The following is a 21,935-nucleotide window of genomic DNA, read 5'->3' as shown; positions in this document are numbered from 1 at the left end:
TCAGGCCCGGATCGCGGCGGCGAGCCAGCCGGCGAGTTCGCCGGGCGTCATCGCGCCGATCTCGGCGCCGGCCGCCACGAGCCGCTGGGCCATCGCCCGGTCGTAGGCGGGCCGCGCCTCCGAATCGAGGGCCGCGAGGCCCAGCACGCGGGTCCGCTGGCCGGAGAGCGCCCGCACCTGCTCGACCAGGGCGGCCTCGCTCGCGCCCTCGTAGAAGTCGGAGACCAGGACCACGATCGCCCGCTCCGGCGCGGTGATCAGGCCGGCCGCGTAGCGCACGGCGCCCCCGATATCGGTGCCGCCGCCGAGCTGGACCTTCATGAGCATCTCGCAGGCGTCGTCGCAGTCGCGGGTCAGGTCCACCACCGCCGTGTCGAAGGCGACCAAGTGGGTGCGGATGCCGGGGAGCTTCCACAGGCAGGCGGCCATCACCGAGGCGTGGATCACCGAATCGAGCATCGACCCGCTCTGGTCGACGAGCAGGATCACCTGCCAGGGCCGCATCTGGCGCCGGTTCCGGGCGAAGAAGTGCAGCCGCTCGACGGTGATCCGCCGGCTCTCGGGATCGTAGTGGCGCAGGTTGTCGCGGATCGTCCGGTTCAGGTCGAGGTCGCGGGCGCCGGGCAGGCGGGTGTGGCGCCGCCGGTCGAGCACCCCCGAGAACGCCACCGCGAGGTCCCGCGCCAGCCGCTCCATCAGCTGCCGCACCACCTCCTGCACGAGCTTGCGGGCCATCACCAGCACGTCGGGCGCCATCAGGTGCTTGGTGCGCAGGACCGCCTTCAGCAGCGTCTCGTTCGGCTCGACCCGGGACAGCACCTCGGGGTTCGTGACCACGTCGTCGATGGCGTAGAGCTCGATCGCGTCGCGCTCCAGCCGCTCGATCGTCTCACGGGGGAAGAGCGTGTGGACCGCGTTGATCCAGCCCGGCACCGTCAGGGTCGAGCCCTCGCGGCCGCCCTGGCGGCGCTCCCCCCGCGACGCGCCCTCGGCGTCGCGGCCGTAGAGCCAGTCGAGCGCCTGATCCATGGCGGCCGCATCGCCCGAGAGGGCGCAGCCGGCCCCCGCGCAGGCGGAATCCGCCGCCTCGCCCAGGATGAGCCGCCAGCGCGTGACCGGGTCGAGGCTCACCGCAGCCGCGTCCCGGCGAGGAGGCTCGGTCCGCGCAGGAGCTCGCTCGCCGTCACCGGCGCGAGCTCGCCGAAGGTGCGCTGGCCCGGATCCGACCGGCTGCTCCAGGGCGAGCCGAGGGTCAGGTCGCCGAGGGTCTGCTCCCGGTCCTCGAACTCCACCGCGCCGGTGAACAGGCCCTCCGAGAAGGTCAGCGACGCCTGGCCGGCCGCGCCGCCCGGGAAGGTCACGGCGCGCTCGATCCACCACACCACCCCGGCATCCTGGGGCGCCCCGAGGGGCCAGCCCCGGGCGGCCATGCCGCGCAGGCGGTTGGCCTCCACGACGGTCCCGGCGAAGCGGCTCGTGGTCGATGCGGCGGCCTCGGCCTCCGTGAAGGCGTAGGTCTCGCGGGCGAGCTGCGGGAAGGGCTGGACGATCTCGTAGTCGCCGAACAGCGCCCCCCAGGCCGCCAGCGCCCCGGCGTCGAGTTGCAGGGGATGGACGAGGCCGATCAGGCCCGGGGCCGCCCCGGTCAGGTCGAGGTCGAGCGGCGCGTCGTCGGCATCCGTGAAGGTCAGGTCCTCGGCCACCCGGAAGGTCAGGCCCGGACCGGTCCGCGGGTCGGCATCCGCGAAGGTGGCCCAGACGAGGCGCTGGGCGAGGTGGCGCACGAGCGGGTGCGCGGCGAAGCAGGAGCCGAACACCGCCGGCTGGACCCGGCGGGCGCCGGCGAGCATCGCCTCCAGGCGGGCCACCTGCAGGCTCGCCACGGCCCGCGCGTCCTTCTTCAGGGCGCCCCAGCGGGCCACCGCCGCCGCGGCCTTGCCGGCCTCGTCGGCCTTGGCGGGCTTGGGCAGGTCCTTGAGCCTCTGGCCGGCGGCGTCCCGGACCCAGGGCTTGAGGGTCTCGTCGAACCCGACCCGGAACCCGCGGGGGCCGAAATCGAGGTCGAGGCCGCCGCGCTCGTCGAGGTCGAGGTCGGGGGCGAGCCGGTCGGCCAGTTCCTCGGGGGTGAGGCCGCGGGCCTCGGCGAGCTGGGCGATCTTCTGCCGGGCCTTCTCCTGGAGCCCCTTGAACTTCAGCTTCTCCGCGATGCCGTTGAGGTTCATCAGCGCGACGTCGGTGCCGATATCGACCAGCACGTCGAGTCCTGTGACCGCGCGGGCGTGGGCGGCCTCGCCGGGCCAGCGGCGGATCAGGCGGGTCAGGTCGCGGGCGGTGGCGTCGGTGCCGAACCAGCCCAGCGCGCGCAGGGCCCAGCCGTCCTTGGAGGGCGTCCCGGCGGCGATCCAGGCGGAGAACAGGTCCCACGCGAAGGCCGCGAGGCTCGCCTCGGTGCAGGCCTCGCGGACCATCGGCACGCCGGCATAGACGGCGTCCGGGTTGGTGAAGGACAGCATCTCGCAGAGGGTCAGGATCGCCGCGTCCGGCAGGGCGGTCCCGTCCCGCAGACGCGGCCGGGTCAGCATGGACGGCACGACCCAGGCGGGCGGCTTGCCGACCTTGGCGGGGACGCGGGCGAGGGGATCGCGGTCGAGCACCTGCGCGACCGCCTCGGTCACGTCCGGTGCCTGGTCCGCGTAGCGCGCGACCACGGAAGCGATGATGGCGCGGCCGTCTGCCCGGTCCTGCGCCAGCACGCGCAGGGCGTGCTCGCCGGCGTCGCGCAGCGCCCCGGGCCGGCCCACGGCGTCGGGCAAGAGGCGGGTGAGGGCGGTCTCGGGATGGCGGCGCAGCCAGGCCAGGGCCGGCTCGCGGGCCTTCTTGAGCTTCGTGAGGGCGCGGGCGGCGGGCCCGGCGAGGCGGGCATCGTCCACCGCCAGGACGGCCGGCAGGAGCCCGACCGGATCGGCCTCGACCAGCCCGACGAGGCCCGGCATCGCCCGCTCGCCGAACCGCGACAGCATCGCCCACACGATCTCCGGCCACTGCGAGACGTGGAAGCATCCCGCAACGACGCGCGACTGGGCCCAGAGGGCGAGCGCCAGGGGCTCGGGCTGCCGCTCCAGGCTGCCGACCAGCTGGCGATAGGGCGAGTTCGCCCAGTAATGGCAGGCCTCGTCGATCTGGGCGACGCGGCCGGCGACCCAGGCGATCAGGGCCGGCGGATCGTCGCGCGGCGGCTCGGAGAGCGGGGGCGGGATCCGGCTCCAGCCCTGCGTCGGATGGGAAAGCTCGGCGGCCGCCACGAAGGCCCGCAGCGCCTCCGGGCCGTCGAGGGTGACGGCGTTCCGCGCGCGCCAGTAGCTCGGCGCGACCTCGGGCACTGCGTGGGCGAACGGCGTCGGCAGCGGCGCGAGGGCGAGGACGAGGTCGTCCCGGGTCCGGGCCTTGGCCCGCCAGGGCGGGTCGCGCAGCACCCGCGGCCAGGCGGCGGGCTCCGCGAGGGGCACCGCGCGGGCTTCCGCCAGGGCGTCGAGGATGCCGGCCCCGCGCCCGCCCGACGCCGCGAGCCAGCCGCGGACCCGGTCGAGCCCGTGGGCGTCGAGCGCCCGGTTCACCCGGGCGCGCAGGGCGGGCTCGGACCGGCCGCCCGCGAGGGCCGCGAGGCAGCGGGGCAGGATCGCGGCGGGATCGGCCTCCAGCGCCGCGTCGAGGGCGGCCGCGACGGGCTTCTCGTGGAGGTGGGGCAGCAGGGCCGGGAGCGCCCCGGCCTCGCCCGTCGACAGGATCGCCAGGGCGACCGTGCGACGCTGCTCGTCAAGGGCGTAGTGCAGCAGCCAGTCGAGGGCCGGCAGGGCCGGCTGCCCGGCGGCGCGGGCCACCGCCAGCAGGGTCGCGGCCGCCTCGGCCGCGTCGAGGGCGCAGTAGACGAAGTAGAGGTGGTAGCTGCGCTTGGCGCGCCAGCGCGCGACCGCTTCCGGCGGCGCGTCAGCCAGCAGCGGCAGGTAGGCCGTATCGGCCGTGACGTCTATCCCCGCCGACGCGGCGGCCTCGACCACCGCGACGGGCTGGAGCGGGTGCGGGGCGGCCCGGTCGTCGGCCAGGATGAACGCGAAGGCGCAGGCCGCCGGCCAGTCGTGGTCCTCGGCGATCCGGGCGTTCAGGAGCGCGACCGCGGCGTCGTAATCGGCCTCCGGGGCGTGCACGAGGGCGGCCCGCAGGGCGAGGTGGAGCGGCTCGGCCCAGGACAGGCGCTGGTAGGCGCGCGGCGTCTTCGGGGTCGGGCGGCGGCGATCGGCCAGCCGGGCGACGGTCTCCGTCCCGCCCTCGGCCACGGCGTAGCGCAGGACCGCCTCCAGTGCCCCTCGAAGGACGGCGTCGCCGGTGGCGGCCCGGGACGGATTCCCCTGTCGGCGCGCCTCCGCGGCGTCGACGATCGCGTCCAGCCAGGCGGCAAGGCCGTCCCGGTCCGGCGGCGCTCCGGCGAGGCGCGCGGCCTCGGCATCGCCGAGCGCGGCCGCCAACGGCGCCGCGATCGCCCGCCAGGCCTCCGCCGCGTCCGGGCGCGGACCGGGGCACAGGCGGGTCGGCAGCGGCACCGCCGCGAAGACCGCGGCCGGGGCGGGGGGCGGGACGTGCTCCGGCGGAGCCTCGGCCGGCGGCGGGGCGGCCGCCGGCTCCGCGGCTCGCTCCGCGGCTGGCTCGACAAGCGTCTCGCCGACCGGCCCGGACGCCTGCACCGGGGCGGGCTTCCGGGCGGCGGCGGTCGGTGCCGGGGCGGGCGCCGGGGCGGGCGCTGCGCCGTCGGCGCGGACGTAGCCCTTGGCGGTCTTCTCGCGGACGAGCTTGTCCTTCTCCTTCACGGCCGCGGCCGCGTCGGCGCAGGTCTTGTCCTTGCTCTGGCCCTGGGTGCCGAGGCGCCCGAAGCGGACGGTGAGCGTCGGGCCGGAGACGCCGACCTCCCAGAACTTGGCCGCGCTGCCCTCGACCAGCTCGTAGCGTTCCATGGCCTGTCTCCCTCTCACGCGTCGCCGGCGGCGGCGAGCAGGCTCGGCGTCCGCAGGACCTCGCTCGCGGTCACCGGGTCGAGGTCGCCGAACCGGTGGGCCGCCGCGGCGCGCCAGCCGGTGTCGGACAGGGTCAGGGTCCGCAGCGTCTGGATCCCGTCGCCCTCCGGGCCGGGCCGGTGCCAGAACCCGTCCTCGAATCGGAGGACCGCGACGAGGCGGGTGCCGTCGGGCAGCGCGACCGGACGCTGCACCGCATGGACGTGCTCGCTCCCCGTGTCGGTCGACCAGCCCTGGGGCCGCAGCCCCCGCAGGCGGCGGCCGCCCACCCGGACCCCGTCGAAGCGGTGGGTCTCGGCGGCGCCCCGCTCGGCCTCGGTGAACGCGAAGGTCTCGCGGGCGATCTGTGGGAACGGCTGGGCGATCTCGTAATCGGCGAACAGGCCGCTCCAGGCGGTCCGTTCCTCCGGGTCGAGGTGGAGGGGGTGGACGAGGCCGACCACGCCCTCGGCCGCCGCGACGTCGAGGGCGAGGGCGTCGTCCGCGGCGTCGGTCGGCGAGAGATCCTCCGCGAGGCGGAAGACGTGCCCCGGCGGCGTCGCGGGCGCGGCGTCCGGGTAGAGGCCCCAGACGAGCCGCCCGGCGAGGTGGCGGATCAGCGGGTGGGCGGCGAAGAACGGCCAGAACACCCCGGGGGCGACGCGGCGCTGGGACGCCAGCATGGCCTCGAGCCGGGTGATCTGCAGGCCGGCCGCGGCCTCCGCGTCCTTGCGCAGGGCCGCCCAGTGCCGGGACGCCGCCTTGGCGGATTCGGGATCGTCCGCCTTGGTCGGGCGGGGTAGGGCGGCGAGCCGCCGGCCCTCGGCGTCGCGCAGGACAGGCTTCAGGGTCTCGTCGAAGCCGACCCGGAACCGGCGCTCCCCGAAGGACAGGTCGAGCCCGCCGCGCGCGTCGAGGCCGAGATCGGGGGAGAGCCGGTCGGCGAGGTCGACCTCGTCGAGGCCGCGGGCCTCGGCGGCGTCGACGATGGCGGCGCGGGCGGCCTCGCGCAGCTGCAGCAGCGGGCTCTTCTCGGCGATGGCGCTGAGGTTCATCAGCGCCACGTCGGTGCCGATCCCGGCGAGCACGGCGATGCCGGCCTTGCCACGCGGCTTGAGGCTGGCCTGCCCCCAGGCGCGGATCTGCCGGGTGAGGTCGCGGGCGGCGTGGTCGCCCCCGATCAGGGCGAGCGCCAGCATCGCCCACTCTCCCGTCGCCTTGGCGCCGGCGGCGATCCAGGACTGGAACAGCGCGACCGCGAAGGCGTCGAGGCTCTCCGGCGTGCAGGCGGCGCGGACCTGCGCGACGCCCGCGTAGGGCGCGAGCGGGTCGGAGAAGGCGAGCATCTCGCACAGGGCGGTGACGGCGGCGTCGGGCAGGGCGCCGCCGCTCCGCAGGACCGGGCGGGGCAGGGCGGCGGGGACCACCCAGTCGGGGAGCTTCGGCGGCTTGGACGGCACCTGCTCCAGCGGGTCGCTGTCGACGCCGGCGGCCACCGCCCCGGGCACGCCGGGATCCCCCTCCGCGTAGGCCGCGACGGCGGCGTCGAGGGCGGCGCGCCCCGCGGGCTCGGCGGCGAGGTAGCGCAGGGCCGCGTCGGCCGCGTCGCGGTCCGGGCCGGCGGGCCCGAGGGTCTCGGGCAGGAGCCGCAGCGCGGCGGTGCGGGGATGGGCGCGCAGCCACGCGGCCGCGGCCGGCCGCAGCTTGCGGGTGCGGTGGAACGCCCGGGCGGCGACCGGGGCGAGGTCGGCGGCGTCCACCGGCTCGACCTCCGGCAGGAGCTGCGCCGGATCCGCCGCGACGAGGCGGACGAGGCCGGGCACGGCCCGCGCGCCGAAGCGCGACAGCATCACCGCGATGGTGCGCCGCCACGCGACGTAGTGGGCGCGCTGCGGCCCGGTCTTCTCCCACAGCATCAGCGCCAGGGGCTCCGGCTGCCACCCGACCATCCGGAACCAGGGCCCGTAGTTGAAGTAGAAGAAGCCGGTGAACGCGTCGCGGTCCAGGTCGAGCCGGCGGTCGAGCCAGGCCAGGGCGATGGCCGGATCCGCGTCGGCGGCGGGCACGGGCTCGGCCGGCGGCGGGATCGGCATGTCGTAGAGGGCCTCCGCCTCGGTGGCGCGGATCCGCGCCGCGAGGTCCGTCATGGACTCCACCAGCGTCCCGGCCTCGAAGTAGAAGGTGCTGCGGTCGAGGGCCTCGTCGGGGTCGAAGCCGTGCGCGAAGGGCGTCGGGATCGGCGCCACCGCCCGTTCCGACCGGGCGCGCGCGGCCCCGCGCCGCCGCCAGGGCGGATCCCGGAGCACGGACGGCAGGGCCTCGGGGGCCGCCTGCGGCGCGCTGCCGGCGGCGAGCAGCCGGTCCAGGCGCCCCGCGCCCCGGCCGCCCTCGGCCGCCGCCCAGGCGCGGGCGGTCTCGTGCCCGTGGCGCGCGGCGAGCGTCACGGCCCGGGGGCCGTAGGCGGGCTCCCCCCTGCCCTGGAGCGCGCCCAGATAGGCCCGCAGCATCCAGTCGGGGAAGGCCGCGTCGGCGGCGTCGAGGGCGTCGCGGACCAGCTTGGTGCCCACGAAGGGTAGGAGCGCGTCGAGGGCGTCGGCGGCGCGGGTCTCCAGCAGGGCCCGGGCGACGATCGTGCGCTCGGGGCCGACCGCCCCCTCCAGGAGCCAGACGAGGCCGGGGGTGGCCGGCTCGCCGGCCGCGTCGGCGACGGCGATCACCGTCGCGGCGGCCTCCTCGGCCCCGACATCGCAGGTCGCCAGCGTCGCCCGGTGATACGGCGCGGCGTACCAGGGCGCGGCCTGCGCGGGCGGCAGGTCGACGATCAGCGGCAGGGCGACGTGGGAATTGCCGTAGGCCTTGGGATCGGGCGGGTCGCAGCGCGCCAGCACCGCGCGGGCGGAGAGGGCGTGGTCGGCGCCGGGCCGGTCGTCCGCGAAGATCACCGCGAGCCAGCGGGCGAGGGTGGGCTCCGGGTCCGAAGCGGCGAGCCGGAGGGCCGCGTCCAGGGCCTCCGCGTACGCCGCCTCGGGGGCGGCGACCAGGGCCGCCCGGAGACCCAAGGTGGTGGGGATGTCCCAGGCCGAGACCGGGAGCGAGCCGTAGCGGCCGGAGGGACGGGGCCGCAGCCGGTCGAGCAGGGCCACGAGCGTCCCCCCGGTGCCGGAGCGGGCCACGAGCCAGCGGGCGAGATGCGTGAACGCCGCCCGGGCCGCCGGCCCCTGCGGTCCGGGCTTGGCGCCCCAGGGGCGCTGGCTCAGCGCCGGGCAGGCCGCCTCGAGCCGCTCCAGCCAGGCGCGGACCTCGTCCGGGTCGAGGGCCGGCGGCGCGCTGTCGAGCCGGGCGGCGAGGGCCTTGGCCGGCGCGCGCGCCTCGTCTGGGGCGGCCGCCAGCAGCGGGCGGATCCGCGCCGCGAAGGCGGCCCAGTCGGCGGCGGCGTCGAGGGGCGCGCCGGGCCGGCTGCGGGTGGGCAGGGGCGTACCGGTGAAGATCGGGACGCGGCGCGCCTCCGCGCCGGCGGCGGGGGCGGGCGACGTCCCGGCGGTCCCGGTCTCAGCGAACCGGGCCTCGGCGACCTGAGCTTCGGCCGCCGGGGATGCGGCGACGTTGCCCGTCGCCGCGGCGCCCGCTCCGGAGGCCGGATCCGGTCCGGCCGGCGCGGCCTCACCCGCCGGGCGATAGCCCTTGCCGGTCTTCTCCCGTACCAGCCGGTCGAGTTCGACCTGGGCCGCCTGCGCGCTCGGAAAGCTCTTCGTCTTGGACTGCCCCTGCGTGCCGATCCGGCCGAATCTCACGATGAGAACGCTGTCCTCGGCTCCGGCCTCCCAGAACTTCGCCGATGTTCCCGCCGTCAGCTCGTAACGCTGCATGCAGTCCTCTCCCCGTGGCGCGGCGGTAAAATTTTCCTTGTCGCGGCTCAGGTCAACCCGTGGCGGGCGAGCCGCGCGGCGACCCGCGCCTCGCGGGCCAGGGCCTCGGCCTGATCGGCCGGGCGGGCGCGCTGGCGCATCCAGGCCAGGGCCTCGACCTCGGCCCGGGCCTCGCCGAGGCCGCTCCGGCGCAGGATCGCGACGGCGATGCGCTCGCGCTCCCGGGGCGGGAACCACGCGAAGGCCATCCGCAGGGACGGCAGCGCGCGCAGGAAGTCGTCGTCGCCCCAGGCGGCCACCAGACCCTCGACGGAGGCGAGGGTCGCGTCGGCGGCGATCTCCTCGCGGGCGAGGGCGAACAGGCCGGCGAGGAAGTCGCCGAGCGTCGCGGGCAGGCCGAAGCGGCGCAGCCAGGCCAGGGCGGCCTCCGGGTCCGATCCGGCCGCGCCGCAGGCGACCCGGAAGCCGAGCGCCGCCCCCGCGAGGGCCGGCGGCGTCGCCGGATCGGCGAGGCGGCGGCCGAGCATGGCGGAGAACGGGGGGCGCAGGTCGTCGAGGCCCGGGATCTCCGCGCCGACCTCGCGGAACAGGTCGCGGCAGGCGAGGACCAGCGGGATCGCGCCGAGCCCCGCGCGGGGGTCCTGGACGGCCTCGACGACGAAGAGCGCCCGGGCCGCCAGGACGGCGCAGAGGCGGGCCAGGGCCGGCCGCGCCGGCGCGAAGGCGTCGCCGAACCGGTACAGCCGCACGATCCCGGCCCCGGCGGCGCCCAGGGCGGCAGCGTCGTGCGCCGCCGCGATGCCCGCGCTCAGGCGGGCGAGCAGTTCGCCCTCCAGGGTGAGGCCGGCGAACAGCGCGTCGGACAGGGCCCCGGCGAGGATTTCGAGGGAATCGGGCGCCGCTTCGACCCGGGCGGTGATCCGGGCGGAGGCAGCCATCTCCAGGGTCCCGCCCCAGAGCGAGGCCTCGATCAGGGCGCCGAGCCAGTGCGGGTGGCGCACGAGCGTGAAGCGCTCCCGCGGCAGGCCGGGCCCGGCGCGGTCCGGGCCCTCGCGGGCGATCCCCGGCAACCCGAGCAGGACCAGCCGGTGGAGCAGGTGCGCCCGCGCCCGGTCGCCGGGCTCGGCCCAGTCGAGGTCGACGCTGCGGCGGGCCGGCCCCGGCTCCAGGTCGGCGGCGCGCAGGCGCTCGGCGACGTCGGCCACGAGGGGCGGCTGCCGGGTGCCGGGGGCGAGGCGTCCCTCGCGCGGGCCGGTGAGCGCCCGCAGCATCGCGGCGAGCGCCGGGTGGCCGGGCGCGGCGCGGCCGGCAGCCCAGGCGGGCGGGCGGTCGAGGGCGTCCTTCACCAGGGCCGCGAGGGCCGCGTCGATCAGGTCGGCGCGCAGGATCGCGGGATGGGCGCGCAGCCGGGCGAGGGCCTCGGCGTGGACCCGCCAAGCGACGCGGTCGGCGGTGGAGACGACCTGCCCGGCCTCGCGCAGGGCCGCGGTGATCGCCGTCATCGCCCAGTCGGCCGCGGGGGCGAGGCCCGACTCGGCCACGCGCTCGTAGTAGCCCGGCGCAGGCATGCCGGCCGCGTAGCCCGAGAACCGGTCGAGCCGGGGATAGGCGTAGGGCACCACGTAGCTGCCGGTGCGCAGGTCCGGCTCCGGCGGCGCCGGCTCGGGCCGGGTCCCGTCCGCGCGCGCGGCGTGGCGCCGGACGGCGTCCGCGTGCCAGCCGCCGCAGACGAGGACGACCGGCCGGTCGCCGGCCGCCCGCAGGGCGTGGGCCGCGTAGGCGCCCATGAAGCGCTCGCGGGCCTCCTCGGCGGGATCGTCCGTGCCGGGCGGGCGCAGCAGGGCGAAGTAGCGGTCGAGCCGGGCCGGCAGTTCCGCCTCGGGCGCCGCCTCGGCGAGGACGTCCCAGAGGGCGTCCTGGTCGGCGACGCCGAGGGCGGTGGCCAGCGCCCGCTCGGCCGCCTCGGCGCGCGCCCCGTGCGGGTCGGCGTAGCGGTTGGCGCGGCGTCCGAAGGCCGGGTCCCAGGCCGGCAGGTCGCAGAACAGCGTCTCGGCACCCACCGCCCGGCCCGCCTCCAGGGCCTGCCATTCCGGCGAGAAGGCGCAGAACGGCGTGTAGGAGGCGGCGCTGCCCGCCGCGTCGGCCCGGAACGAGAAGATCGCCACCGGTAGGTCGTGGCCGAGGGCGAGGTCGGGCAGGTGCGGGTTGAAGTCGACCGGCCCCTCGATCAGCACGCAGGCCGGCCGCAGCGCCGCGATCGTGCGCCGGACGAGCCCGGCGCAGGCCGGGGAATGGTGGCGCACGCCGATGACGGTCAGGCGGCCGGGATCCGGCGCGGGACCGCTCGTTGCGGGGTTCATTGCGGGGTGAGGAGGTGCCGCGCCGCGTAGAACTCCCGCCACGCCGCGCCGGAGCGGCGGCTGACGCGCTGGTCGAGGTAGCGGCGCAGGCGGGCGAGGTCCTCGGCGTCGTCCTTGGCGGCGGTGCCGGCGAGGCAGGCGACGATGTCCTCCGGCCGGCCGGCATCGCCGCGCAGGAAATGGCCCTTCACGCCGATGGCGTGGGCGACGCTGACCGCCTCCGCGGTGCTCATCACGGACGAGAGCCGCTCCATGCCGGTGCCCTCGGTGTCCACGGCCTCGCGCAGCTCCCGGAAGCAGGTCACGAGGAGTTCGAGCACCTCCGGATCCGGGGCGCGGGGCACGCCGGAGCGGGCCAGCAGGGCGGTGGCCTCGCGCTGCACCAGGGCGAGCTCGGCGTCGAGATCGGCGATCGGGAAGACGGTCTCGAAGCCGAACCGGCGCTTGAGGGCCGCCGACATCTCGTTGACGCCCCGGTCGCGGGTATTGGCCGTGGCGATCAGGTTGAACCCCTCCCGGGCGTAGACCATCCCGTCCGCGCCGGTGAGTTCGGGCACCGCGAGCACCCGGTCGGACAGGACCGAGAGCAGGCTGTCCTGCACCTCCAGCGGGCAGCGGGTCAGCTCCTCGAAGCGGACGATCCGCCCCTCGCTGAGGCCGGTATGGAGGGCGCCCGGCACCAGGGCGCGCGGGCTCGGCCCCTCGGCGACGAGCAGCGCGTAGTTCCAGCCGTAGCGGATCTGGTCCTCGGTCAGCGACGCGCCACCCTGGATCGTCAGGGTCGAGAGCCCGCTGATCGCGGCGGCGAGGAGCTCCGAGAGCAGGCTCTTGGCGGTCCCGGGCTCGCCGATCAGCAGCAGGGCGCGGGAGGTCGCCAGGGTGACCATGGCCCGCTCCACGAGCGCCGGGGCGCAGACCACCTTGGCGGGCGTCGCGCCGTCGCCGCAGATGAAGCGCCGGACGGCCTGGAGCGAGAGCTGCCAGCCCGGCGGCCGCGGCGCCGGATCCTCGGCGCGCAGGCGCGCGAGTTCCGCGGCGTGGACGTCCTCGGCCGGGGGTCTCTGACGCGCCTCGCGATCACCGCCCGCCCGCACCGCCTTCGCCATGCACCCGTCCCCTGCCGTCGCGCCGACCCTGTCGGCGACTCCTGCGATCGGCAGAGCATGCCCCGGCACGCGCGGGTTTCTCAAGCGTCTCCGCGCATCTCCAAGCATCGGCCACCGGGCCGGGGATCCGGCACCGCCCGGGGCGCGACGGATCGGGCGTAGTCCCGAAGAAAGCCTACATCGACACCAAGCACAGCATCAGGATCGCGATCTCGAAGACGATCCAGCTGCCGAAGACGACGACCAGCTCCCAGTCGGTTCTCTCTCTGGTCTTGGCCAAAGCGTACATGTTCGACCTCCTCGCGGAGCCCGATAGGCCGCAAGCGAATTCAGTCACCACGATGGAATGCAACGCGTCCGAATATTCAAACAGATTCTGCGACGGAATGCAATTGTGCCGGGCGGCTCAACTCCGTACATAAATCAATACATTGCCTCGCGGAACGGGCTCGCGTCCCGTCTTCGATGCAGAAATATCGCATCGCAGCAAGTATTGTCCCGCAACCCCGGCGCCCGCGCCGGTCCGGTCGCGGCGGCGTGAACGGGATCCGTCCTCCCGCGTTGCCCCGGTACGTCCGGAGAGGCGGCCTGGGGAAGCGCTTGAGGATTCGCACATGAAGACGCTGATCAGCCTGACCGTCGCCGGCCTCCTGGCGACAGGCGCGGCCGCCACGGCCGCGGAGAATACCGGGACCCGCATGCAGGGTTCGCCCAACGCGGCCGGCTACACGGGCCAGGGCGCGACGGGCAAAGGCGAGACGACGGGCACGACGACCGGATCTCCGGGCTCGGAGATGCCGAAGCAGGACGGCCGGATGAAGGGGCCGCCGAACGCGGCCGGATTCCAGCCCGGCGGCAGCGATGGCGGCTCGGCCGGAACCTCCGGCCGTCGCTGATCCGGCCCTGCCCCGGGCCGCTCCGCGGCGGTTTCCCGGAGGTTTCCCGATCGCGGTCCCGGCGTCGTGATTGATGCCGGGGCCCCGGCCGCGATAGGCCTCGATGGCGGCCGAACCGGCTGCGCAACCCGGAAGCTCCCATGAAACACGGCGCGCGCAACGACATCCCCGCCACGGTGACGGCGATCAAGCGCGGGGACGTGATGGCCCAGGTCGAGGTGGAGCTGGTCGGCACCGCCTACCGCATGGCCTCGGTCATGACGGTCGACTCGCTGGAGGAGCTGGGCCTCCGAGAGGGCGACACCGTCCACGTGCTCGCCAAGGCGGTGAACGTGCTGCTGGTGAAGCCGTAGCGGCCTGCGCTGCGGTCATCCCACCGTCATCCCGTCGTCATCGGGCAGGCCTAGGGCGGCGCCTCCCGCCCACCCGACCGGCTGCGCCCACCCGATGGATTGGTTCGACCTGCCCGAAGACCCCCAGCCGCCGTCGGCCGCCGACGCGAGCCGGATGCGGCTCTACATCGCCGCGGGGCTGATCGGCATCGGGGCCCTCGGGATGGTCGGCGGGATGCTGCACATCCTCCCCGCCTGACCTTCCGCCTCAGGGCAGCCGCGGCCGAGGCGCGGGCGCCGTCAGGCGGCGCGATCCGCCACCGGCTCCGCCGTGGGCGCGGCGCGGTCGGCCGGACCGGCGCGCCCGAACCGCGCGTAGAGCGCCGGCAGCACCACCAGGGTCAGCAGGGTCGCGCTGATCAGGCCGCCGATCACCACGGTCGCCAGCGGCCGCTGCACCTCGGCCCCGGTGCCGGTGGCGAGCGCCATCGGCACGAAACCCAGGGAGGCGACCAGCGCGGTCATCGCCACCGGCCGCAACCGGGTGAGGGCGCCCTCGCGGATCGCCGCCCGCAGCGGCCGGCCCGCGGCGACGAGCTGCTTGATGAAGGTCAGCATCACGAGGCCGTTGAGCACCGCCACCCCCGAGAGCGCGATGAACCCGACCGCGGCCGGCACCGAGAGCGGCATCCCCCGCAGCCACAGGGCCGCGATGCCGCCGGTGAGCGCCAGCGGCACCGCGCTGAACACCAGGAGCGCGTCCCGCGCGCTGCCGAGCGCCGAGGTGAGCAGCAGGAAGATCAGGAAGAAGCACACCGGCACCACCACGGTGAGCCGCGCCTGAGCCGAGGCGAGGTTCTCGAACTGGCCGCCCCAGGTGACGTACGAGCCCGCCGGCAGGGTCACCTGCGCGGCGACCTTCGCCTGCGCCTCCGCCACCAGCGAGCCGATGTCGCGCCCGCGGACATTGGCGGTGACCACGACCCGGCGCCGGCCGTTCTCGCGGCTGATCTGGTTCGGCCCCTCGCTCACCGAGAACTGCGCCACCTGCCGCAGGAGCACGGAGGCGGCCTTGCCGTTCGCGCCCGGGGGCAGGGGGACGGGCAGGTTCTCCAGGGCCTCCCGGTCCTCGCGGACCTGATCGGTCAGGCGCACGACGATCGGCACGCGCCGGTCGCCCTCGAACACGACCCCGGCGTCCCGACCGCCCATGGCGGCGCCGATCACGTCCTGGATCGCCCCGGTGCTGAGGCCGAGCCGGGCCGCCTCGGTCCGGTCGATCTTGATCTCGAAGACCGGCAGGCCGGTGATCTGCTCGACCTTCACGTCGTCGGCGCCCGGGATCCCGCGCAGGATCGCGGCGATCCTGTTGGCGGTCTCCAGCATCGGCTCGAAGGCGTCGCCGAACACCTTCACGGCGAGGTCGCCCCGTGTCCCGGCGAGCAGCTCGTTGAAGCGCAGCTGGATCGGCTGGGAGAACTCGAGACGTTGCCGACGAGCTCGCTCAAGGACGCCTCGATCCGCTCCTGCAGTTCGGCCTTCGACAGGCCCGGGTCGGGCCAGTCCGCCTGCGGCTTGAGCATCACGAAGGTGTCGGAGGAATTCGGCGGCATCGGGTCGGTGGCGACCTCGGCGGTGCCGGTCTTCGAGAACACGTAGGCGACCTGCGGGAACTTGGCGATCGCCCGCTCCACCTTGAGCTGCATCGCCTGCGACTGGGTGAGGGAGGTGGACGGGATCCGTGTGGCGTTGAGGGCGATGCTCTTCTCGTCGAGCTGCGGGATGAACTCGGTCCCGAGCCGGGTGGCGAGCAGCCCTGCGCCCGCGAGGAGGAGCAGCGCCGCCCCGACGAACGGGGCGGGCGCCCGGATCGCCGCCGCGAGGACGGGCCGGTAGAGCGCCTTCAGGCCTCGGACGAGGGGGTTCTCGGCCTCGGTGACCCGGCCGGTCAGCGCGATGGCGATCAGGGCCGGCACGAAGGTCAGCGACAGCACGAAGGCCGCCGCCAGGGCGAGGATGACGGTCAGCGCCATCGGCTGGAACATCTTGCCCTCGACCCCCGTGAAGGTCAGGAGCGGGACGTAGACCAGCATGATGATCGCCTGCCCGTAGAGGGACGGCGCGATCATCTCCTCGGCCGAGCCCCGCACCGTCTCCAGGCGCTCCTCCAGCACGAGCGGCCGCCCGAGGGCGTGCTGCCGCTCGGCGAGGTGGCGCAGCGCGTTCTCGGTGATGATCACCGCCCCGTCGACGATGAGCCCGAAATCCAGCGCCCCGAGGCTCATCAGGTTGGCCGAGATCCTCCCCTCGACCATGCCGGTCACGGTCATCAGCATGGCGGCCGGAATGACCAGCGCGGCGATCAGCGCCGCCCGGATGTTGCCGAGCAGCAGGAACAGGACGACGATCACGAGGGCCGCGCCCTCGGCGAGGTTCCTGCCCACCGTGCGGATCGTGGCCTCGACGAGCTGCGTCCGGTCGAGGACGGTCTGGACGACGATGCCGGGGGGCAGGGCCCGCCGGATCTGGTCCATGCGGGCATCGACGGCGGCCGCCACCGTGCGGCTGTTCTCGCCGATCCGCATCAGGGCGGTGCCGATGACGGTCTCCTGCCCATTCTCGCTCGCCGAGCCGGTGCGCAGGTCGCGCCCGATCCGCACCGTGGCGACGTCGCGGATCCGCACCGGCACGCCGCCGCGGCTCGCCACGACGACGTCGGCGATCGCCTCCGGACTCTCCAGGCGGCCGGCCGCGCGCACCACGTAGCTCTCGCCGTTATCCTCCAGGTAGCGGGCGCCCTGGTTCGCGTTGTTGGCCTGGAGCGCCCGGGCGACGTCCGCGAAGGACAGGTCGAGGGCGGTGAGCTTCGTGGGGTCCGGCTGGACGTGGTACTGCTTCTCGAAGCCGCCGATCCCGTCGACGCCGGCGACGCCGGGGACGGACTTGATCTGCGGCCGCACGATCCAGTCCTGCACCGTGCGCAGGTAGGCGACCTGCTCCAGTTCCGTCCTGAGCGCCTGCCCCTCCGGGGTCCGGTAGCTCCCGTCCGGCTGCCAGCCCGGCCGGCCCGCCGGCACGGCCGCGCGCTCAGGCAGCGGCGCGTACTGGACCGACCACATGTAGATCTCGCCGAGCCCCGTGGAGATCGGGCCCATCCGCGGCTCGACCCCGGAGGGCAGCTCCTCCCGCACCTGGGCGATACGCTCGGCGACCTGCTGGCGGGCGAAGTAGATGTCGAGGGACTCGGCGAAGACCGCGGTGATCTGCGAGAAGCCGTTGCGCGAGAGCGAGCGGGTGTACTCGAGGCCCTTGATACCGGCGAGCGCCGTCTCGACCGGGTAGGTGACCTGCCGCTCGACGTCGGCCGGCGACAGGGACGGGGCCAGGGTGTTGATCTGGACCTGGTTGTTGGTGATGTCGGGCACGGCGTCGATGGGCAGCCGCGTGAGCGCGGCGGCGCCGAAGGCCGAGGCCAGCAGCACGAGGAGCAGCACCAGCCAGCGCTGGCGGACCGAGACGGCGAGGATGCGGCTGATCATCGTCCGTCTCCTCAGTGGGCGTGGCCGGCGTCGGCCTTGCCGAGCTCGGCCTTCAGCAGGAACGCGTTGCCGACCGCGATCTCGGCACCGGGCTCGAGCCCGGCGGTGACCTCGAAGGCCTCGTCGTCGGAGCGGCCGAGGGTGACCGGCCGCTTCTCGAACCCCTCGGCCGTGCGCGCGAAGACGACGCTCCGGCCCTCGACGGTCTGGACCGCCGCCTTGGGGATCCGGACCGGGACCGAATCCTGCGCGATCTCGACCTCGGCGGTCACGAAGGTGCCCGGCCGCCACGCGAAGTCGGGGTTCGGCAGGGCGACCACCACCCGGGCCGAGCGCGTGTCGGGGTTGAGGAAGGGGCTGACGAAGATCACCCGGCCCTCCGCCCGGCGCTCCGTCTCGCCCGTCCGGCCGGGCGTGACCGTCACGCGGGCGCCTTCCCGCACCTGGGCGAGGTCGACGGTCGGCACCGACAGCTCGATCCAGACCGTGGAGAGGTCCGCCACCGTGTAGAGGTCGGCCGGATCGCCCTCCTTGCCGACCGCCGTGCCGACATCGACCTTGCGCTCGACGATGCGGCCGGCGAGGGGCGACCGCAGGGGGTAGCGGCGTAGCGTCGACTGGTTCGGGGTGGCCTCGTCGCGCTTCTGGGCGGCCGCCACCTCGGCGGCGTCGAGGCCGAGCGCCGACAGCTTCTGGCGGGCGAGGTCGACCCGGAGCCGGTTCTCCAGATAGGCGGCCCGGGCGGTCTCGAACGCGGCCTCGGAGGCGCTGCGCGAGGCGAGCAGCTTCTGCTGGCGCTCGAAGTTGATCGTCTGCAGCTCGGCCTGGACCTGGGCGGTGAGGTACTCGCTCTTGGCGTCGGCGACCTCGCGGCTGTCGAGGATGGCGACGACCTCGTTCGCCTGCACGGCGTCGCCGAGGCGCTTGCGCATCTCCGCCACGGTCCCGACCACCCGGGCCGGGACCCGGGCAATCCGGTCGGTGTCGGGCGTGATCGTGCCGGGGACGAGGAGGTGGCGCGCCAGCGTGCCGCCCTCCACTCTGCGCGTGACGATGTCCTGGCCGGCGACCTGATCGGGCCGCATCCGGATCGTGCCCGCCTCGTGAGGCTCGTCGGCGCCGTGCTCGTCGCCGTGCTCGTCGCCGTGCTCGTTGCCGTGCGCGTGGTTGTGGTCGTGGCCGGCGTGATCGTCGCCCGCGTGCGGGTCGGGCGCGGCTTTGGGCCGGTCCGGTGCGGCCGCCGCGTAGCGCTGATCGTGGTCGTCGGCCGGGGCTCGGGCGAGCCCGACGGACGCGAGGGTCTGCCGGAGACGGTCGGGCAGGGTCGGGGCGCCGGGGGCGGCGGCGCCGAGGGCGAAGCCGGCGGCCAGGAGTGCCGCGGCGGCGGCCACGGACAGGATGATGCGCATGGGAAAGCTGCTCGGCCGGGAGGGCGGGGTGCCGCGCGCGGCGGTCCCGGAGGGTCCCGTTCAGGTGTCGCGTGGGGGTGAACCCGGAGCCGGTTCGGCATCCGGGCGGAGCGCCGCCCGCGGGCGGCGTCAGCTCACGCGCGCGGAGGCCGCGGCAGGCGGTCGGGACTGACGGAGGGACGGCCCTGGGCGAGGGCGCCCGGCAGCACCCGGCCCGGGGCGGCCGGGGGCGCGATCTCGGTGGCCTCCAGGCGGGCCGCCTGATGGCAGCCGCAATGGAGGTGCTCCGAGAGGCCGGGATCGACGGTCGCGGGCGCCGCCGGCGCGTCGAGGGCCGGGCCCTGGCCCCGGTCGTGGTGGCCGCCCGCGTGGAAGGCGAGATCCGCCGCGAGGCCGACGCCCGGAGCGGCGACGGTCAGCGCCAGGACGAGCGCGAGCGCGCGGGCGGCGAGCGCCCACCAGCCCCGCGCCCCGGCCGGGCGCCTATGCCGAACCCCGAAGGTCATCGCGGCCCTTATGATCCATCCGAGGCCGGGGGCACAAGGTCCGGGGTGCCGGCCCCGGACCCCTCAGGCCGCCAGCTTGAGGACCCACTGGTAGAAGTCGGCCCAGGTCTCGGCCTGGGCCGGCGGCTCCGCGGCCGGGGACCGGTCGGGCTCGGCCGCGGCCCGGTCGCGGACGTCCCGGGGGGCGCAGCCGAACTCCGCGCGGAAGGCCTGGGTGAAATGCGCGGGGCTCTCGAAGCGCCAGCGATACGCCACCTCGGAGATGCGGGCGAAGCGCCCGTCGCCGGTGGCGAGGTCGCGGTAGGCGCGGGCGAGCCGGCGCTGCCGGACGTAGCCGGAGACCCCCCCGAGGGGGACGAACAGCCGGTAGAGGGCGCTCCGCGAGACGCCGAACCGCCGCCCGATCGTCTCGGCGGACAGGTCCGCGGAGGCCAGCTCGGCCTCGATGAAGCGCCGGATCGCGACGAGCAGAGGCGCCCGCTCGGGCGGCTGCGTGCCCCCTCCGTCCTCCGGCAGGCCCAGGGTCGCCGCGCCGAGCAGCGCGGCGGTGGCCTCGGCCGCCGCCGCGGCCTCCGGCTCCGAGAACCCGGTCGCGTGCGCGCTCAGGGAGTGCAGGTGGTCGCTGAGCATCCGGCCGAACGGGGTCGCGCCCCGGATCACCGAGCCGTGCAGGGCGTCGAGGCCGCTCTGCCGGGATCCGAAGAGCGGGCGCGGCAGCACCACCGTGATGGCTTCGTAGTCCGTGGAGGCGGCGGAGAGCGGCTGCGACAGGTCGAACAGGCAGATGTCGCCGGGGGCGCAGTCCCGCTCCCGGCCGCCGATCGTGACCCGGGACTGCCCGGAGACGCGCATGTGGGCGACGATGTGGTCGACGCCCATCCGGGCGGTCAGGGCCCGCGCGCGCACGAACCGGAGCCCGGAGGCGCGGGCGCTGCAGACGATCGCGGTGCCGAGGTGACGGACCCGGGACTGCCCGCGGAAATCGGGTAGGTCCTCCCGGCGGATCGTGAAATCCCAGAACGGCGCGACGGCGTCGCGCCAGTCGTCGGCCTGACGATGACCCGGGCTCTCGCCCCTGAGCTGCAGGATCGGTTTCGGTCGCATCGCCCGTGTTAGTCCTGACCGGGCGCGGCCCGGTCACGCCGACAATATGGCGATTCTGTCTGCCCAGAAAAGTGGCACTCCGTTCCAATCACCGGACTCCGCGCCGTGCCCCGTCCCGGCGCGGTCGGCGAGAGGCCGGCAAGGGGCCGGCAAGGGGCCGTGAAACAGAACGTCCCGCAGGCCGGGTGGCCGCGGGACGGTGAGTTGCACGGTTGTGAGGATCGAGGGCTTCGACCCTTATGGTTAACCGGCGGTTACCGGCCGCTCGGGGCCGCGCCGCTGCCGGTGGCGCCGTTGCCGGTGCTGTTGTCGCCCGCGGGGGCGCCGGGAGACGAGGTGTTGCCGTTGGGCGTGCTCTGCGCGGCGGCCATCCCGGCGCTGCCGGCAACGAGGGCGAGGGCGAGCAGGGCGGACTGAACGGTGCGGCTGGTCATGGCTCTCCTTGGATCCCGAGCGGGGTCTCGACGCGGGTCGTCGCCGTGCCGGCTTGTGCCGGCGTCGGCTGGAGAACCGCACCCCGGCGGCGCCCGTTCCCGCCGGGGCCGGGCCGGCGCGAATCGGCCGCAGCCGCCCGCGGCCGCGCGTCGGGAACACCCGCGAATCCCGCGAGCTTGTCCGAGGGTCGAGACCGGGAGCGTGGCGTGAAGGTGTTCCGGATCATGCAGGCGGCGACGGGCGCGATTCTCTGGAGCGGTGCGGCGCTCGATCCGATGGCCGCCCTCGACGCGATGGCGCGCGCCGCCGGCTTCCGCGACCGCACGCGGATCCCGAACCATCTGCGGGCCGGCGGCCTCCACGTCGAGGAACTGCAGGCCTGATCCCGCCGCGCCGGCGGACGAGTCCGGAGGGAGACCATGACCAAGCTGTTCATCGCGCAGGTGCGCGACGCGGGCGGCGAGCGGCCGCTCGTGACGGTCCGGGCCGAGGCCGAGGGCGAGGCGCGCCTGTTCCTGGCGGCCGCCTATCCGGACGCCGAGATCGCCCACGTCGCCGAGCCCGGCGACTGGACGAGCGACGCCGATACCGGATCCCGGGCCGGGGACATCCGCGAGCATGCCGGCGTCGCGTGGCAGGCCCCGTCCAGCCTGGCGGACTGAGGCGCGTCCGCCGGGCCGCGGTGCCCGTCCCGGCCGCCGGGGCCGGTGCGTACCGGGAGAACCTGAGGAGAACTTGGAGAGAACCTGGGAATAGCCTGGGGAGAATCCGGCGGTGCCGACAATTCAAGCGATCCCGTTCACGCGTCCCTAGGGCTCCGCACCGACGGTGGTGCATGCGTTCCGCCGATCCGACACCGCGCCTGTTCGCGGCCGCGGCCGCCCTCACCGGCACCGGGATCCTGATGTGCCGGACCGAGCCGTCCTGGGACGGGATCCTGATCGGCCTGTTCTGCCTCGGGCTCTGGGCCCTCGGCACCCTCGCGGCACGGCCTGGCCGACCGGTGCGTTCCGCGCCGCGGATGCGGCCCATCGTGCTGGAGGCGGTCGTCGTCGAGACGCCCCGGTTCCCGCCGGAGCTGCTGCCCGCGCCCCGCCCCCCCGCGGCCCGGGACCGTGCCCTGGCGGGCCCCTCCCGCCTGCCGGAGCTCCCGTCGCACCGGCAGCGCGTGGTCGAGCGCTACACCCGCAGGCGCGGTTGAGCGCGGCGAGGTGGCCGACCACACCGCGAGCGCGTCGCGACGGCCGACCGGCACGACGCCCTCGTAGGCGATCCGGAGACGATCCCGGACGCCGACGACGCGGCGGGCGAGGCGGCCTGACGGAGCCAGGGCGGCGTCC

At 75.6% G+C, this 21,935-nt stretch carries 15 protein-coding genes and 1 pseudogene; 6 read left to right on the top strand and 10 right to left on the bottom strand.

Annotation, left to right across the window (positions count from 1 at the left end; genetic code table 11):
- The 5 genes from ACX9MN_RS18400 to ACX9MN_RS18380 are packed head-to-tail and all read right to left on the bottom strand — an operon-like array spanning position 1 to position 12,374.
- Complete coding sequence (locus ACX9MN_RS18400) at positions 1 to 1,131, bottom strand: VWA domain-containing protein (RefSeq protein WP_042671530.1); 1,131 nt, start codon at positions 1,129 to 1,131, stop codon at positions 1 to 3.
- Positions 1,128 to 5,003, bottom strand: a complete 3,876-nt coding sequence (locus ACX9MN_RS18395) for a DUF4132 domain-containing protein (RefSeq protein WP_489725021.1) — start codon at positions 5,001 to 5,003, stop codon at positions 1,128 to 1,130. The genes ACX9MN_RS18400 and ACX9MN_RS18395 overlap by 4 nt, the downstream gene beginning before the upstream one ends.
- A gap of 14 nt (positions 5,004 to 5,017) precedes the next feature.
- The gene (locus tag ACX9MN_RS18390; RefSeq protein ID WP_489725020.1) at positions 5,018 to 8,908 is read right to left on the bottom strand and encodes a DUF4132 domain-containing protein; all 3,891 of its coding nucleotides are present in this window, start codon (positions 8,906 to 8,908) and stop codon (positions 5,018 to 5,020) included.
- A 47-nt stretch (positions 8,909 to 8,955) separates the two neighbouring features.
- On the bottom strand, positions 8,956 to 11,268 hold the full coding sequence (locus ACX9MN_RS18385; protein WP_489725019.1) for a DUF5682 family protein: 2,313 nt from the start codon (positions 11,266 to 11,268) through the stop codon (positions 8,956 to 8,958).
- Positions 11,265 to 12,374 (bottom strand): ATP-binding protein, encoded by a 1,110-nt coding sequence (locus ACX9MN_RS18380; RefSeq protein ID WP_489725018.1) that lies wholly within the window; start codon positions 12,372 to 12,374, stop codon positions 11,265 to 11,267. The genes ACX9MN_RS18385 and ACX9MN_RS18380 overlap by 4 nt, the downstream gene beginning before the upstream one ends.
- A gap of 614 nt (positions 12,375 to 12,988) precedes the next feature.
- On the opposite strand from ACX9MN_RS18380, the gene ACX9MN_RS18375 reads away from it, so the two are divergent.
- The 3 genes from ACX9MN_RS18375 to ACX9MN_RS18365 all read left to right on the top strand — a co-directional run bounded on the left by ACX9MN_RS18375 (position 12,989) and on the right by ACX9MN_RS18365 (position 13,861).
- A complete protein-coding gene (locus ACX9MN_RS18375) occupies positions 12,989 to 13,270 on the top strand; it encodes a hypothetical protein (RefSeq protein ID WP_489725017.1) in 282 nt (93 codons plus the stop codon).
- Positions 13,271 to 13,410: 140 nt separating this feature from the next.
- Complete coding sequence (locus ACX9MN_RS18370) at positions 13,411 to 13,623, top strand: TOBE domain-containing protein (protein ID WP_354456007.1); 213 nt, start codon at positions 13,411 to 13,413, stop codon at positions 13,621 to 13,623.
- A gap of 94 nt (positions 13,624 to 13,717) precedes the next feature.
- Positions 13,718 to 13,861: a hypothetical protein gene (locus ACX9MN_RS18365; protein ID WP_354456006.1), complete on the top strand. Its 144-nt coding sequence runs from the start codon at positions 13,718 to 13,720 to the stop codon at positions 13,859 to 13,861.
- Positions 13,862 to 13,902: 41 nt separating this feature from the next.
- On the opposite strand, the pseudogene ACX9MN_RS18360 reads toward ACX9MN_RS18365, so the two are convergent.
- The 5 genes and pseudogenes from ACX9MN_RS18360 to ACX9MN_RS18340 all read right to left on the bottom strand — a co-directional run bounded on the left by ACX9MN_RS18360 (position 13,903) and on the right by ACX9MN_RS18340 (position 20,594).
- Positions 13,903 to 17,141, bottom strand: a pseudogene (locus tag ACX9MN_RS18360) (efflux RND transporter permease subunit).
- Between the two features lie 11 nt (positions 17,142 to 17,152).
- Entirely contained in the window at positions 17,153 to 18,550 is a 1,398-nt protein-coding gene (locus tag ACX9MN_RS18355) for an efflux RND transporter periplasmic adaptor subunit (protein ID WP_489725016.1), read from the bottom strand.
- A 134-nt stretch (positions 18,551 to 18,684) separates the two neighbouring features.
- Positions 18,685 to 19,056 carry a hypothetical protein gene (locus ACX9MN_RS18350; protein ID WP_020095104.1) on the bottom strand — a complete coding sequence of 124 codons (372 nt, stop codon included), beginning with the start codon at positions 19,054 to 19,056 and terminating at the stop codon, positions 18,685 to 18,687.
- 63 nt (positions 19,057 to 19,119) lie between these two features.
- Positions 19,120 to 20,160 (bottom strand): AraC-like ligand-binding domain-containing protein, encoded by a 1,041-nt coding sequence (locus tag ACX9MN_RS18345; RefSeq protein ID WP_020095105.1) that lies wholly within the window; start codon positions 20,158 to 20,160, stop codon positions 19,120 to 19,122.
- 254 nt (positions 20,161 to 20,414) lie between these two features.
- Positions 20,415 to 20,594, bottom strand: coding sequence for a hypothetical protein (locus ACX9MN_RS18340; RefSeq protein ID WP_020095106.1), 180 nt, complete (start codon positions 20,592 to 20,594; stop codon positions 20,415 to 20,417).
- 207 nt (positions 20,595 to 20,801) lie between these two features.
- Between ACX9MN_RS18340 and ACX9MN_RS18335 the strand changes: the two genes are divergently transcribed.
- The 3 genes from ACX9MN_RS18335 (at position 20,802) to ACX9MN_RS18325 (ending at position 21,796) form a co-directional block, all read left to right on the top strand.
- Positions 20,802 to 20,978 (top strand): hypothetical protein, encoded by a 177-nt coding sequence (locus tag ACX9MN_RS18335; RefSeq protein ID WP_020095107.1) that lies wholly within the window; start codon positions 20,802 to 20,804, stop codon positions 20,976 to 20,978.
- 36 nt (positions 20,979 to 21,014) lie between these two features.
- Positions 21,015 to 21,257, top strand: a complete 243-nt coding sequence (locus tag ACX9MN_RS18330; protein WP_020095108.1) for a hypothetical protein — start codon at positions 21,015 to 21,017, stop codon at positions 21,255 to 21,257.
- A 173-nt stretch (positions 21,258 to 21,430) separates the two neighbouring features.
- Positions 21,431 to 21,796, top strand: coding sequence for a hypothetical protein (locus ACX9MN_RS18325; protein ID WP_020095109.1), 366 nt, complete (start codon positions 21,431 to 21,433; stop codon positions 21,794 to 21,796).
- Positions 21,797 to 21,935: the final 139 nt, after the last annotated feature.

It is taken from the genome of Methylobacterium sp. 1A (assembly GCF_058072805.1).
The sequence above is the reverse complement of the archived record's forward strand: the minus strand, read 5'-3'. Positions and strand labels throughout refer to the sequence as shown.